General features: G+C 69.9%; 11 protein-coding genes. 5 read left to right on the forward strand and 6 right to left on the reverse strand.

The features are described 5' to 3' along the window. Positions 1-21: 21 nt before the first annotated feature. Positions 22-2,028 (forward strand): PhoX family phosphatase, encoded by a 2,007-nt coding sequence (locus tag ncot_RS01320; protein ID WP_168615980.1) that lies wholly within the window; start codon positions 22-24, stop codon positions 2,026-2,028. Here the strand turns inward: ncot_RS01320 and ncot_RS01325 are convergent, their stop codons facing one another. Beyond that, positions 2,029-3,174, reverse strand: a complete 1,146-nt coding sequence (locus ncot_RS01325; protein ID WP_168615981.1) for a hypothetical protein — start codon at positions 3,172-3,174, stop codon at positions 2,029-2,031. Beyond that, positions 3,171-4,043, reverse strand: coding sequence for a TIGR03619 family F420-dependent LLM class oxidoreductase (locus ncot_RS01330; protein WP_168615982.1), 873 nt, complete (start codon positions 4,041-4,043; stop codon positions 3,171-3,173). Before ncot_RS01330 ends, ncot_RS01325 begins: the two co-directional genes overlap by 4 nt. 190 nt (positions 4,044-4,233) lie before the next feature. Between ncot_RS01330 and ncot_RS01335 the strand changes: the two genes are divergently transcribed. Next, positions 4,234-4,812 (forward strand): hypothetical protein, encoded by a 579-nt coding sequence (locus ncot_RS01335; RefSeq protein WP_168615983.1) that lies wholly within the window; start codon positions 4,234-4,236, stop codon positions 4,810-4,812. Here the strand turns inward: ncot_RS01335 and ncot_RS01340 are convergent. Next, positions 4,803-6,020, reverse strand: coding sequence for an MFS transporter (locus tag ncot_RS01340; RefSeq protein WP_168615984.1), 1,218 nt, complete (start codon positions 6,018-6,020; stop codon positions 4,803-4,805). The two genes, ncot_RS01335 and ncot_RS01340, sit on opposite strands and share 10 nt — an antisense overlap. 250 nt (positions 6,021-6,270) lie before the next feature. Between ncot_RS01340 and ncot_RS01345 the strand changes: the two genes are divergently transcribed. Next, positions 6,271-8,127 carry a hypothetical protein gene (locus ncot_RS01345; RefSeq protein WP_168615985.1) on the forward strand — a complete coding sequence of 619 codons (1,857 nt, stop codon included), beginning with the start codon at positions 6,271-6,273 and terminating at the stop codon, positions 8,125-8,127. Positions 8,128-8,153: 26 nt separating this feature from the next. On the opposite strand, the gene ncot_RS01350 is transcribed toward ncot_RS01345, so the two are convergent. Continuing rightward, the gene (locus tag ncot_RS01350; RefSeq protein WP_240938015.1) at positions 8,154-9,077 is read right to left on the reverse strand and encodes an EamA family transporter; all 924 of its coding nucleotides are present in this window, start codon (positions 9,075-9,077) and stop codon (positions 8,154-8,156) included. Between the two features lie 39 nt (positions 9,078-9,116). Here ncot_RS01350 and ncot_RS01355 point away from each other — a divergent pair, with 39 nt between their 5' ends. Next, positions 9,117-9,611: a MarR family transcriptional regulator gene (locus ncot_RS01355; protein ID WP_168615987.1), complete on the forward strand. Its 495-nt coding sequence runs from the start codon at positions 9,117-9,119 to the stop codon at positions 9,609-9,611. 19 nt (positions 9,612-9,630) lie between these two features. Here the strand turns inward: ncot_RS01355 and ncot_RS01360 are convergent, their stop codons facing one another. Then, entirely contained in the window at positions 9,631-10,470 is an 840-nt protein-coding gene (locus ncot_RS01360) for an aldo/keto reductase (protein WP_168615988.1), read from the reverse strand. Between the two features lie 33 nt (positions 10,471-10,503). Here ncot_RS01360 and ncot_RS01365 point away from each other — a divergent pair, with 33 nt between their 5' ends. After that, positions 10,504-11,925 carry an NAD(P)/FAD-dependent oxidoreductase gene (locus ncot_RS01365; RefSeq protein WP_168615989.1) on the forward strand — a complete coding sequence of 474 codons (1,422 nt, stop codon included), beginning with the start codon at positions 10,504-10,506 and terminating at the stop codon, positions 11,923-11,925. Here ncot_RS01365 and ncot_RS01370 read toward each other — a convergent pair. Next, positions 11,917-14,934, reverse strand: a complete 3,018-nt coding sequence (locus ncot_RS01370) for a glycoside hydrolase family 38 C-terminal domain-containing protein (protein WP_168615990.1) — start codon at positions 14,932-14,934, stop codon at positions 11,917-11,919. The two genes, ncot_RS01365 and ncot_RS01370, sit on opposite strands and share 9 nt — an antisense overlap. Positions 14,935-15,004 lie beyond the last annotated feature (70 nt).

Here is a 15,004-nt window from a genome sequence, read left to right on the forward strand (position 1 = left end):
GGGTCCACCAGCCTCCAACCCATGACCACTCGCAAGCTCCTGCCCTTCGTCGACCGAGCCCACCCGGGCGGACGCAGCTCGATGACCTGCCTCTACCGCTGCGGGAACGCGTGCGCGCACCCCGTGCCGAACGAATCGGCCAACGAGCACTTCGAGGAGGTCGTGGCCCGCGCCGTGTCGCGCCGATCCGTCCTGCGTGCAGGCGCCGTGGGCGCGGCCGCGGCCGGCGTGCTCGGAGCCACGGGGTGGGGAGCTGTCTCCCCGGCAGCGGCGAGCGGAACGGCCCGGGCGACGGCGCCAGCCGGTGGGCCACTCTCGCGCTTCTCCGGCATCGCGCCGACGGCGGCCACGACGGACGAGCTGGTCGTGCCGAGCGGATTCACCTGGTCGCCACTGATCGCGTGGGGCGACCCGATCACCCGGGACGCGCCGGCCTTCGACTTCGACAACCAGAGCGTCGAGGCCCAGCGCTGCCAGGCCGGCTACAACTGTGACTTCACCGCGCTGCTCCTCGACGGTCGTGGGCGCGGTGCCCGCAGCGGCGTGCTCGCGTTCAACAACGAGTACACCAACGACGAGCTGATGTTCCGAGGCGTGGGCAGCTCCGCCGACCTCTCCGACGACCAGCTCCGCATCGTGATGGCGGCGCACGGCATGACCATCGTGGAGGTACGTCGGGAGCGCCCCGGCACGCCGTGGAGGTACCTGCAGGCCGGTCGCCGGAACCGGCGCCTGCACAGCGAGACGCCCTTCGTCGTGGACGGCCCGGCCGCTGGACACGCCGCCCTCAGGACGTCGGCGGACCCGACCGGCAAGCACGTGCTCGGCACGCTGAACAACTGCGCCGGTGGCGTGACGCCGTGGGGCACGGTGCTGTCCGGTGAGGAGAACTTCAACCAGTACTTCAACACCACCGGCGCCTCCGACCCGGACGGGCGCCTCAAGCGCTACGGCATCACCTCCGGTGGTCGTGGCTGGGAACGCGTCGACCCGCGCTTCGACGTGGCCACCGAGCCCAACGAGGTCAACCGCTTCGGCTGGATCGTCGAGGTCGACCCGGACGACCCCGGCTCGCGGCCGGTCAAGCACACCGCCCTGGGCCGCTTCAAGCACGAGGGAGCGACGATCCGGCTGGCGGATGACGGTCGCGCCGTCGCCTACATGGGTGACGACGAGCGCAACGACTACATCTACAAGTTCGTCTCCAGGAAGAAGCACAGGCCGGGAAACCGGCGGCACAACGCGAAGCTGCTGTCCGAGGGCGACCTCCACGTGGCGAAGTTCACCGGCGACGGTGCGGGCGACGGGCAGCACGACGGCACCGGCGAGTGGCTGCCCCTGGTGGTCGACGGCCGGTCACAGGTGCCGGGCTGGTCGGTGGAGGAGGTGCTGATCTGGACGCGACAGGCCGCCGACCTGGTCGGTCCGACCAAGATGGACCGCCCCGAGGACGTCGAGGCCAACCCGGTCACCTGGAAGGTCTACGCCGCGCTCACCAACAACACCGCGCGGCAGCCGGGGCAGGTCGACGAGGCCAACCCGCGTGGGCCCAACAAGCACGGCCACGTCATCGAGATCTCCGAGCACCGCAACGACGCGGCCGCGGTGACGTTCACCTGGCAGATCGTGCTCGTTGCCGGTGATCCGACCGACCCGTCGACGTACTTCGCCGGCTTCGACCGCGACCAGGTCAGCCCGATCTCCTGCCCGGACAACGTCACCTTCGACCGGACGGGCAACCTGTGGATCTCCACCGACGGCATGCCGGGCACGCTCGGCTTCGCCGACGGCCTCTACATGCTGCCGCTCGAGGGGCGCGAGCGCGGGAGGCTCAAGCAGTTCCTGTCGGTGCCGGTCGGTGCCGAGTGCTCGGGGCCGGTGATCAGCGCGGACGACCGCACCGTGCTGGTCGCGGTGCAGCACCCGGGCGAGGTCAGCGGCGCCAGCCCCGAACACGTGGTCAGCACCTTCCCCTATCTCGGCGACGGCCAGCCGCGGCCTGCCATCGCCCAGGTCTGGCGCGACTGATCAGCTGATCATCCTGCGCGCGACGCCCACCTGACGGGCCGCGATGCGGGCGGCGTACTCATCGGGACTGATCCGTTGGTCGTCGAGGTCGACGCGGGTCCGCAGCGAGGAGAACGGCACCACCTCGACGCGCGGGCCGTCCTCGGCACCCAGCGGGCGGACGACCCGCTGCCAGCGCAGCATCATCACGCCCTTGTCGTGGCCGGTGGTCTCCAGCCAGTTGGCCAGGCCGGGGTCGCGCTCGCTGACGACGTACCGAAGCAGTCCGTCCTTGCTGGCGTGGGACTGGGCGCGGGTCAGGGACGTCTGGTGGTGCTCGTAGTCGGTCGACACATACCACTTCGAGCCGATCTGGATGGCCTGGTAGGGCGCGTCCGCGCAGGCCGGGACGGTGACCACCATCGCCTCGTCCTCACCCAGCGAGTAGTGCCCGATCGAGGAGAACTGCGAGGCCAGTCCTCCCGGCGTCGAGGCGGGAGCGGTCAGCGTGTTGACGGGCTCCTTGTAGGTGAAGAAGGTGGGGAAGGCGAACCAGGTCCTGATCCGGCCGGTCAACATCTTGGCGGCGACGGCGTAGCGCTTGGCGATCCTCTCCTCGGTGACCGGTCCGCGCGCCTGTCCGGCGGTGTCCAGGCGCTGGAGGCGCAAGGTGCCGCGCTCCTCGGTGCCCCAGTCGTCGAAGACCTCGCGCACGATCAGGGTGGCTCCCTTGGCGAGTCCGAGCTCCGGACCGAAGCGCCACTCGAAGGAACCGTCGTCGGCGATCTCGAGCTCGCGGTCGTCGAAAGCCGCGACAGTGCTGGGGAAACCGCTCTCCGTGTAACCGCCGTCCATCACCTGGAACGACAGGTCGGCGCTGGTGCCGCGCCGCCCCGAGACGACGTACGACGCCCCCGCGTCGAGGTAGGCGTTGAAGTAGATCGCGTCGGGGTTGTCGAGGCCCTGGCGTGCGTACTGGTGCGTGGGGTTGATCAGGACGGGATGCTCGAGGTCGTAGTCGAAGGCCATCTGCAAGGACGAGCGGATCGATCCGGCGAGGTAGTCGAGGCCCTCGGCGAGCTCCTGCTCGTTGACCTCGAACGGAGGGTTGCGGATCAGCCGTTCTGCCTCGGCAACGGCGGCTGCGAAGGCCTCGGTCGTGCTCACAGCTTGCCGATGATCGAGTCGGCGTATCCCTGCAGGTGCAGGACCTTCTTCTCGAGCGGCTCGGTGTCGGGACCCTTGGTGTAGGGCACCCGGAAGCCGACGATGCAGTCGGTGACCCCCTTGTCCTCGAGTCGCTTGATGCCGTCGAGGTCGTAGGCGTCGAACGAGATCACGTGCACCTCGAAGTCCTCACGCGAGTCGCCCTCTTCACGGCGGATCTCGGCCAGGCGGGTGAGCAGGCGGTCGAGCTCCTCGCCGTCACCACCGGCGTGCATCCAGCCGTCACCCTTGCGTACGGCGCGGCGCAGCGCGGCATCGCTGTGACCCCCGACGAGCAGGGGAATCCGCTCGGTCGGTGCAGGGCACTGCTTGATCGCGTCGAACTGGTAGAACTCGCCGTCGTAGGCGAAGAAGTCGCCGCTGGTCAGGCCGCGGAGGATGTCCATGCACTCGTCCATCCGCTTGCCGCGCCGGGCCCACTCGACGCCCATCACGTCGAAGTCCTCCGGCCAGGGGGACAGCCCGACGCCGAGACCGAGGCGGTTGTTGTTGAGGTAGGCGATCGACGAGGCCTGCTTGGCGACCAGGACGGGCGGACGCACCGGCAGCTTGAGCACGAACGGTGTGAAGCGGAGCGTCTCGGTGACCGCCGAGAGGTGGGTGACCAGGGTCATCGTCTCGATGAACTCCTTGTCCTCGAGGAACTCCCGGTCGCCGGTGTCGGTGTAGGGGTACTTCGAGTCGGACTCCTCGGGATAGATCAGGGAGTCCGCCACGGTCATGCTGGTGAAGCCGGCCGCCTCGGCTGCCTGCGCGAGCGGGGCGTAGTACGCAGCGTGGGTCATGGCCTCGGCGTAGGTGAATCGCATGGGACCTACACTAGAACGTGTTTCACTTCTCTGCCAGAGCTGTCCCACGGAGCTCCAGGAGCCGAGCGACCGCGAGGAGATCCGCGGTTGGAGGTCGACCGGGATCGTGGACGACGTCCAACGGACACGAGGTTTCTGAGCTCCGCCTGTAAGAATGGGGCCATCAGTCCTCCTCCTGAGAGAGCGTGACGTGTCCGATTCCGAAGACAAGCCGGTCGCCAACGGGCTCATCGCCCTGGTCGCGGTCGCCGTCGTGGTGGGTCTGCTCGCTGGAATCGCGATCCTGATCGGCACGAAGGTGATGGGAGTCGGCGACAGCAGTGCCTCGTCGGACGAGACCGCCGGCGGCGCCTCCCTCTATCTGCCCGATCCCTCCGAGACGGAGAGGCAGGACGGTCCGTTGGTGACGCTGCCGGAGGCGGAGTCGTCCGAGCAGGGCACGGACGAGAAGACCGGCAAGGCCAAGCCCGACAAGAAGAAGTCCGAGAAGCCGAAGGACCAGATCACCCTGAGCCCCGGTGCCTCCCAGGTGACCCCGGGTGAGGAGCTCTACCTCTCCGGTGTCTACCCGACCGGCGAGGGCGCGGTCCTCGACATCGAGATCCGCCTCGAGGGCCAGTCCTGGCGGGAGTTCCCGGTCGACGTCAGTGTCTCCGGGGCGACCTTCACCACCTACGTGATCACCTCCCAGGTGGGCAGGATCCAGTGGCGCGTGGTCGACAAGGAGCGCAACCTGAAGTCGAACGCGATCAGCGTCACCTACGGCTGAGCCCGCTCGCGAGCCCCGGCGTCGGCCCGGCGTCGGTCCAGCTGACGCGTCCAGTGACCGACCCAGCCGGTCCCGGCCAAGGTGGCCACGCCGAACACGACTGAGGCTGTTGCAAGGGGCGCCACCGAGGCGACTGCGCTGACCAGCAACGGGCCCGTCGTACCCCCGATGTCACCGCACAGCCGCCAGCCGCCGAGGTACTGCGAGCGTCCGAGCACCGGTGCCGTGTCGGCGCCGATCGTCATCACGATGCCGGAGCCGAGGCCGTTGCCCATCGCGATGAGTACGGCGACCGCGAGCAGGGCCGCCTCGTTGGTGGCCAGCGGCAGCAGCAGCGAGCCGATCGCCACGGCCAGGACGACGGGAACGGCGACCACGGCCCGCCCCTTGTGGTCCATCAGCCAGCCGCCGGGGAAGAAGAACAGGATGTCGACCGCGGCGGCGACGGCGAAGACCAGCGAGGTCTCCGAGCCCGACATGCCGATGTGGTCGGCCCACAGGGGCAGGAGCGTTCCACGGATCGAGCGGGATGCCCCGATGACGACCACTCCGACGCCGAGCGTGAGCAGGGTGTGACGGTGGGCCGCCAGCACGGAGACCACGCTGGCGTGGCCGGCGGCCTTCTGGTCCGCACGCGACTCGTGGCCGAGGTCGCGCATGAGCCTGGCCATCACCGCAGAGGTCAGTGACATGACGGCGGCGAGCACGAAGACCGCCGAGAGCCCCTGCCAGGCGATGATCCCGGCGCCGATCAACGGGCCGACGAACAGACCGACCCGGTGGCTGGCGCCCAGGCTCGACATGGCCCGGGCTCGGTGGGTGGGCGGGACCGCCTCGATGAGGAAGCCCTGTCGGGCCAGGAGGAACCCGGTCCACGTGGCTCCGGAGAGCACGATCGCGGCACCCAGGACGAGCACCGACGTGGCCCGCCAGGCGACCAGCATCGCGACGCAGTCGACGAGGCCGCAGCAGATCAGCATCCGGCGCTCGCCGATGCGTGCCATGATGGCTCCCGCCGGGAGGCTGGTGACCAGCTGGCCGATGCTCAGCAGGGCGACGACCAGCGCGGCGAGGTCGACGCCGGCCCCGAGGTGGCGGGCCTGCAGGGCCAGCACGGGGAGAACGGCGCCGTGCCCGATCGAGTTCACGATCGTCGGGCCGAATGCCTCGAGGGCGACCGTGCGCAGCTTGAAGTCGGTCTGCCTCACCCCCGGATCCTGTCACGACGGAGGCGGCCGCGGCAGACCATGTGCTGACCGGCCGGAAGTCCGAGCGGGCCGTGAGGGACGAGGCCGCCCGTCGAGATCGCGTCGCGGGGTGGGCAGGGCCCCTTCGGGCTCACTTTCGGGGCACCCGTCGGGCCGGCGCGGAAAGGTTTTCAGAAAGTTTTCCCCAGAGCCCCGGTTTGGGCTGTTTTCGGGGGGGTGGTTGTCGGTGGCCAGTGCTTGAGTGGTCTGCATGGAGACCTTCGTCGATGGCATGGACCCGGGCGGCACGTTGCTGTTCGTGGAGGATGCGTTGAGGTCTCGTCGTCAGGCGGAGTATGACGATCTGCGGTTGGCTGTCCTGTGGGCTGATTTCCATGCCGATGATCCGCGGGAGTGGCCGGTTGAGCGGCAGTTCCCGGGGATGGCGAGGCTGGTGCTGGTGGGGGGTGTCGGCACCCCGCGGGTGCAGGACTTGTGTCTGCATGAGCTGGCGGTCAGCAGGCAGGCGCATCCGATGGCGACGCGGTGGTTGATGGCCGATGCGTTGGACCTGGTGCACCGGCTTCCGAGGTGTTGGGCGGTGGTCGGTGCGCTCGCGTGTGAGGCCTGGGTGGCCCGCAAGGTCGCGAGGCTGACCCGGGACCTGTCCGAGGGCGAGGCGGCGGGTGTCGATGCTGCGGTGGCCGTGGCGTTGGCGGGGGAGCAGCCTTCGGTGGTGTTGGAGGTGGCCGAGGCGAAGGTGATCGAGGCCAACCCGGGGTTGCACGAACGCAAGGTCAAGGAGGCCCGGGAGCGCAGGTTCGTGAGCGTGGGTCGGATGGATGCTGCGGGGTTGCGTCATGTGATTGCCCGGGTCGAGCACGGGGATGCGGTGTGGGTGGATGCGTTGCTGGACCGGGTCGCTGACATCTTGGCGGTCGAGGATGAGGCGGCACGGCTGCCGTTGCGGTCCAAGGACGCCCGCCGGTCGGTGGCGTTCGGGTGGTTGGCGAGGCCGGCGGAGCTTCTGGCGTTGTTGCTGGAGCATGCCGAGGACCCGGACCCCGGTCCCACCGAGCACGACGCCGAGGACGAGGCCCGTGCCGACGAGAGCGACCACGACGCCGCCAGCGCCGACGGTGGCGAGGTCGACGACGTCGGCGGTGACGACGGTGTCGGCGGTGGCGAGGACAAGAACAGCGACGCCGCGAGCGTGGACGGCAGTGGCGCTGGCAACGGTGACGAAAGTGACGACAGCGGTGACGACAGCGGTGATGACTGCCGCGTAGGCGAACCAGACCCCGAACCAGACCCGGGACCCTGGCCCGACCCGGGTGCTGATGTCGATCCCGGTCCGAGGCCGGACCTGAGTGCCGAGCCCGACGACGAGGTCGAGCCCGACGACGCGTCCGCGCCGCCGGACGAGGCGAGGTCGTGGGCGGGGTCGTGGGCGGGGCCGTGGACCCAGTCGTGGGCCGCAGCCTTCCCGGCCCACCTGCTCGAAGTCTTGAGGAACCTGGATCCGGCGAAGCTGCGCCCGCAGGCGGTGGTCTACGTGCACCTGCACCAGGCCGCGTTGGCATCGAGTCACCCGACCGGGCGAGGGTGCGTGGTGAAGGTCGAGGACGGCGGACCGGTGCTCCCGAAGCACCTCGGGTCGATGTTGGGGGGTGCGTTGGTGAAGGTCACCGAGGTCGTCGACCTCAACGGCATCACCCCGGTGGCCTCCTACGTGATGCCGCAGTGGCTCAAGGAGCAGGTGCAGCTGATCAGCCCGAGGACGGCGTTCCCGCACTCCACCACGATCAGCCGGGCTGTCGACTACGACCACGTCGAACCCTTCCAGCACCGAAGACCGGGGAGCAGTGCGCCGCCGGGGCAGACCGGGTTGCACAATGCTGCCCCGCTGGGCCGGAGCCAGCACCGGGCCAAGACCCATGCCGGCTACACGGTGCGAATACCCGAGCCGGGCACTGTTGTCTGGCGAACCCCACATCAGCGTTACCGGCTTGTCGATGCCACCGGAACCACGGTCATCAACGAGACACTGGGCCGAGCCCTCTTCGGACCCTCACGCCTCGAACAAGGCCTCGCGCTGACCCTCGCCCACCACGACCCCGCCGCCTGAACCGCTGTCTGAGCACATGGTCTGAGTCAGTTCCTGACCAACGGCCTGGTCGGCACCTCGAGGACCGCCCGTGGTGCGTCGCGATGGTCCTTCCTGAGCCTCGCGATGATCGCCGGCTGCCCGAGGACGACCCCCAGGAGAACGAGCACCATGCCCGTGAGCTGGGGGAGCCTGAAGACCTCGTGCGCGAAGGCGACGCCGAGCACGGTGCCGGCGACGGGGTTGAGCAGTCCGATCAGGGAGACGGATGCGGCAGTCATCCGCTGCAGGCCGCGGAACCACACGTAGTTGGCCAGCGCAGTGCCGATCAGCCCCACGTAGAGGAATCCGCCGATCGCTCGCGCATCCAAGGTGGGCGGCGCGCCCTCAACCAGGAGTGCGACCGGGAGCAGCAGCAGTCCGCCGGCAACGAGCTGCCAGGCGGTCAAGGTGAGCAGGTCGACAGGTGCCTGCCACCGCTTGAGCAGCACGTAGCCGAGGGACGACATCGCGACCGCGCCGAGGGACGCGGCAACACCCACGGGATCCACGGCGAAGCCGGCCCGGAGCACCAGCAGGACGACGCCAGCGATGCCGAGTGCTGAGCCGAGCAGTGATGCGACGCGCGGACGCTCCCCGATCAGCAGCCAGGCCACCACCATCATCGCGATCGGTGCGGTGGCGGTCAGGGTCGCCGCCATGCCGCTGGGCAGTCGATAGGCCGCGACGAAGATCAGCACGAAGAACGCGCCGATGTTGAGCGTTCCGAGCACCAGGCTGCGCCACCACCACGAACCACTGGGAAGTGCGGGCCGGAGGGCCAGCAGCAGGAGTCCCACGGGCAGGGCCCGCATGAGGGCGGCGAACAAGGGGCGGTCCGGCGGCAGGAAGGCGTCGGTCACGAAGTACGTCGACCCCCACGCGACCGGGGCGATCGCGGTGAGCAGGATGTTCCGCCAAATGGTTTCCATGGAAGGCATAATACTTTCCAGAGAAGTTATATTCCTTCCATGACCCCGGACCACGTCAGTCGCATCATCGAGCAGTGGGCGGTCGAGCGTCCTGACCTGGACACGGCCCCGATGGCCGTGATCGGCCGACTCCACCGACTCGGCGACCTGCTCCGTGAGCGACTCGTCGAGGTGTACGCCGAGTTCGGCCTCAGCGAGGGCGAGTTCGACCTGTTGGCGGTGCTGCGTCGCAGCGGTGCTCCCCATGAGCTGAGCCCCACCGACCTGGCTGCCTCGACCATGGTGACCACGGGGGCGATCACCAAGCGGGTCGACCGACTGGCCGCGCGCGGGTGGGTCGAACGGCGCGCCGACAAGAGCGACGGCCGGGCCAGGACGATTGCCCTGACCCCGGCCGGCCGGGAGCTGATCGATCGCGCCGTCGAGGCGCACTACGCCAACGAGAAGGTGCTGATCAGCGGACTGCCTGACATCGACCGGACGCGACTGGCCCGGATCCTGCAGGCGTGGGGAGAGCTGCTCGAACTGGACTGACTCGGGCTGGACTGATCCGTCAGATCCTGTCGAACGTCGCCGGGTCCGGCCCGATCCGACCCGCGCTGCCCCGGTCGAGTCCACTGATCGCCGACACGTCGTCGGGGGAGAGGTCGAAGTCGAACAGCGCGAAGTTCTCCTGCATGCGCTCGCGGTGCATCGACTTGGGGAAGACGATGTCGCCACGCTCGACGTGCCAACGCAGTGTCACCTGGGCCGGGGTCCTGCCCAGACGCTCGGCGATCTCGCCGATGGTCGGGTCGTCCAGGATCGAGCCCTGGCCGATGGGGGACCACGCCTCGGTGAGCAGCCCGTGCTCGGCGTTCGCCGCGCGGACCGCCTCGTTGCCGAACCGCGGGTGCACCTCGACCTGGTTCACCGCCGGCAGCACCCCGGTCTCGTCGATGACACGGGCCAGGTGGTCGGGCTCGAAGTTCGACACACCGACCGACTTCGCGCGCCCGTCGGCGGTCAGCTCGGTCATCGCCTTCCACGTGGAGACGTAGTCGCCGTCGTACTGGGTGGGCAGCGGCCAGTGGATCAGGAACAGGTCGACGTGGTCGAGCCCCAGCGCACGCAGCGACTCGTCGAACGAGCGTCGGACGTCGTCCGGGGCGTGGTTCATGTTGTTGAGCTTGGTGGTCACGAACAGCTCGTCGCGCGGAATCCCTGACGTCGCCAGGGCCTCGCCGACGCCCTTCTCGTTGCCATACATCTGCGCGGTGTCGATGTGCCGGTAGCCGACCTCCAGTGCGGCGGTGACCGTCGCCGCGGTCTGGTCCGGTGGCACCTGGAAGACGCCGAAACCGAGCTGCGGGATGGAGTGGCCGTCGTTGAGACTCAAGGAGGGAACAGTCATGTCTCCCAGCCAAGCACATGGGAGGCTGCAGGGGTGACCAACGCAGTCGTGGTCGGCAGCGGCCCCAACGGGCTCTCGGCCGCCCTCACCCTCGCCGAGCGGGGCATCGACGTGCTCGTCCTCGAGGCCGCGGACCGGGTCGGCGGCGGCGCCCGCACCTCCGAGCTGACGGTGCCCGGCCTGCTCCACGACGACTGTGCCGCCTTCCACCCGACGGGAGTTGCATCGCCCTGGTTCCAGAGCCTCGGCCTGGAGCGCGAAGGCCTGCGCTGGCTGTGGCCCGAGGTCCAGGTCGCGCACCCGCTCGACGGCGGTCGCGCCGCGCTGCTGTGGCGCAGCGTGGAGCGTACGGCGAACGGGCTCGGCGTCGACGGCTCCGCCTGGGAGCGCCTCGTCGGACGCGCCGCGCGGAACTTCGACGACCTCGCCAGCGACGTCTTCCGGCCGATCCTGCACCTGCCGGAACACCCCTTCAAGCTCGCCGGCTTCGGACTGAACTCCCTGCTGCCGGTGCCGTGGCTGGCTCGCCGCTGGAGGACCGACGAGGCCCGGGCGCTGTTCGGTGGCATGGCAGCCCACAAGTTCGGACCGCTCACCGGACCGCTCGCCTCCGCGGCGGGACTGATGCTCGGCGCGGCCGCCCACGCCTACGGCTGGCCGGTGGCCGAGGGTGGCACCGAGTCGATCACACGGGCCCTCCTCGCCAGGCTCGAGCGGGCCGGCGGCCGCGTCGAGACGGGGATCCGGGTGACGGCGTACGACGAGCTGGGCGACCCCGACATCCTGCTCCTCGACACGGCGCCGGACGCGGTGGCCCGGATCATGGGTGACCGGCTGCCTCAGCGCATCCACAGGGCCTTTCGGCGCCATCGGTTCGGCCCGGCCGCGTTCAAGGTCGACTACGCCATCGAGGGCGACATCCCGTGGGAGAACCCCGAGGTGCTCAGGGCCGGCACCGTCCACCTCGGTGGAACGCTGGAGGAGATGGTCGCCACGGAGGCGAGGACCGGTCGTGGCGAGATGCCGGACCGGCCCTTCGTGCTCCTGGGCCAGCAGTACCTCACCGATCCTTCGCGCTCGGGAGGTGACTCAGGGCTGAACCCGGTCTACGCCTACGCCCACGTGCCCCATGCCTGGCGCGGCGACGCGACCGCGGCGATCACCGCCCAGGTCGAACGGTTCGCGCCGGGCTTCGGCGAGCGGGTCCGGCACGTGCACGTGCGCGACACGACCGGGCTCGAGGCCTACAACGCCAACTACGTCGGCGGCGACATCTCCGCGGGCTCCAACGGCGGACTGCAGGTCGCGCTGCGCCCCAGGATCGCTCGGAACCCCTACGCCACAGGCGTTCCGGGGGTCTTCATCTGCTCGTCCGCCACGCCACCCGGCGGCGGCGTGCACGGGATGGGCGGCCACAACGCTGCGTTGTCGGCCCTCAAGGAGCTCTCAGCGTGACAGGCGCAGCGTGACGATCTGGAACGGTCGCAGGGACAGCGTGATCGGGTCCGTCGCGACCAGCGCGTCCTTGTCCAGAGGTCGCTCCAGCAGGTCGACCTCGCTCACGCGCGCCACCTCGAAGGCTGGCTCGAGGGTCACGCCCGTCCTGGCCCCGAGCGGTTCGTGCAACCGCACGACCACGTCGCCGGACCGGTCCTCCGCGAGCTTGATCGCCTCGACGTGGGCAGTGCCGCCGGCCACCCGCACCAGCGGCTCCACCGTCGCACCAGCGACGTGGCGGGGCGGCAGGTTCAGCGCATAGCCGGCCTCGGCGGCCCCGGCAACGCCGGCGCCCGGAACGATCGCCGAGCGAAACGTGTGGTTGCCCTGGTCGGTCTCCGGGTCCGGGTAGCGCGGCGCCCGCAGCAGGGTCTGGCGCACGGTCGAGAACGTGCCGCCCCCGGGGCGCGGGTGACGGGCCACGTCGTGGCCGTACGTCGAGTCGTTGGCCACCGCGGCGGCGTACCCACCGTCCTCGACCAGCACCCAGCGGTGGGCGCACACCTCGAAGCGGGCCGCGTCCCACGTGGTGTTCTCGTGCGTCGGTCGGGTGACGTGGCCGAACTGGGTCTCGTAGCGCGCGTGATCGGTGTGCACGTCGATGTCGAAGGCCAGCTTGAGCACCCGCTCCCGCTCGTGCCAGTCGACGGTGGTCTCGATGTCGATGCGGCCACCGTCGAGGCTGATCACCTGGGAGTACGACGAGTCGCCGAACCTGCCCCGCACCTCGACCGACCCCTCGGTGGCCGCGTTCGTCGAGACCTCGCCGACCAGGTCCGAGACCTGGTCGCGGTAGAACTGGTCGAGGTCCCAGGCGTCCCACTTGTTCGGGAAGTCCGGGTGGATCTGCAGCAGGTTGGCCGCGCCGCCCGGCGGCAGCACCTCGCGGTCGGCGACCAGGTCGTGGATCGAGCGGATCACGCCGGTCGCGTCGATATCGACCCGGAGGTGGTCGTTGACCAGCAGGTGTGGTTTCGAGACGGTCGCTGGCGCTCCCTCCTCAACCACCGTCCCCCGTCGGGGGTTGAGGAGGTCGCTCTGCGACCGTCTCGAAACCACCGGACTGTGGCTCAGCATCGCGATCGGGGACGCGTCGAACACCGCCGACCCGTCGCCGGTTCCGGCCAGCGCCGTGATCGCCCGGGTGATGATCGCCTCGAGCTCCTCGGCCACCCGCGCATGGTCCTGCTCGGCCTGCCGGTGCACCCACGCGATCGAGGAGCCGGGCAGGATGTCGTGGAACTGGTTGAGCAGCACGGTCTTCCAGAGCGACCGCAACGCGTCGTACGGGTAGTCGACCAGGCCACGCACTGCGGCGTACGTCGACCAGAGCTCGGCCTCGCGCAGCAGGTGCTCGGAGCGCCGGTTGCCCTGCTTGGTCCTCGCCTGGGAGGTGTAGGTGCCGCGGTGGATCTCGAGATAGAGCTCTCCGGCCCACACCGGAGCGTTGGGGTACTCCGCCTCCGCGGCTGCGAAGAACGACGCCGGTGACTCGATCTCGACCCGGGGCGACCCTTCGAGTGAGGCCGTGCGCCGGGCGCGGTCGAGCATCTCGCGAGTGGGCCCACCACCGCCGTCTCCGTGGCCGAAGGGGAGCAGCGAGCGGCTGGCCATGCCCTTGTCCCTGAAGTTCGACGCCGCGTGGGCGAGCTGGCTCCCGGCCAGGGTGCCGTTGTAGGTGTCGGCGGGCGGGAAGTGGGTGAACACCCGGGTGCCGTCGATGCCCTCCCACCAGAACGTGTGGTGCGGGAACTTGTTGACCGTGTTCCACGAGATCTTCTGGGTCAGGAACCAGCGGAAGCCGGCCAGCTTCACGATCTGCGGCAGCGCGGCGGTGTAGCCGAACGAGTCCGGCAGCCACACCTCCTCGCACTCGACGCCGAGCTTGTCGAGGAACCACTGCTTGCCCATCACGAACTGGCGGGCCATCGCCTCGCCGCCGACCATGTTGGTGTCGGACTCGACCCACATGCCGCCGACCGGGATGAACCGGCCCGACTCCACGTGGGCGCGGACGCGTTCGAAGAGGGCCGGCTGGTTCTGCTCGAGCCACTCCCACTGCTGGGCCGAGCTCATGCAGTGCACCAGGTCGTCGGTGGTGTCGAGCAGGTTGGTGACGTTGGCGACGGTGCGCGCCACCTTGCGCACGGTCTCGCGCACCGGCCACAGCCACGCCGAGTCGATGTGGGCGTGGCCGATGGCGCTGATCCGGTGGGCGCTCGCGTTCGCCGGCCGGGAGAGCACCTCCGCGAGCTCGGCCCGGGCCGCAGCGGCAGTGCCGGGCACGTCGTGCGGCTCGAGCGCCTCGAGCGCACGCTCGAACGCGTAGCGGATCTCCCAGCGCCGGGCATCGCTCTCGGGCAGGGATCGCTGCAGGCCGTCGAGGACGTCGAGGTCGGCATTCAGCTCGTAGGTCGCCACGTCGCGCTCGCAGACCTCGGCCCGGCTGATCGTGTAGATCGGCTCCCTGGTGGAGGTGTGGCGATCTCCCTGGCGGGTGGGCGTCCAACCCGGCCCGATCGCCGGGTTGGCGGCGGCCTCGACGTACAGGTCGAGCTGCTCACCCGGCTGCACGGGGATCCAGGAGTTCTGCGGGTTGAGGCCCTTGACCAGGGAGCCGTCGGGGCGATGGACCAGCGCCTCGGCCTGCATGCCCGGCCGGCGCGAGGCCCAGCCGAGGTCGAAGACGACCTCCGGCGAGACCGCGTCCGCAGGCACGGTCCCGGTCAGGTGGAACCAGCTGGTGCCCCAGGCCGGCCCCCACCGGTCGCCCACCTTCGCCGGCTCGTACGCCGCGGCTCGGGCCACGTCGAACCCGACCGGTTCGCCGATGGTCCCGTCCGAGGAGGGCGGGACGTGCCACACCTCGACGTCGAGCGCGCTGATGCCGCGGTGGATCGCAGGCCTGACCCGCTCCTCCATGACCCGCCCGAGCCGGTACTCGATCTCCTCGCCGCGATCGTGCATGTGCCGACCCTAGTGGCATCCGGGCGCGGTCCCGGGGAGTCGCTAGGGTGGGCCGACGCCCCTGACGCCC

Origin of the sequence: Nocardioides sp. JQ2195, assembly GCF_012272695.1 — a bacterium.
Taxonomy (GTDB): domain Bacteria; phylum Actinomycetota; class Actinomycetes; order Propionibacteriales; family Nocardioidaceae; genus Nocardioides.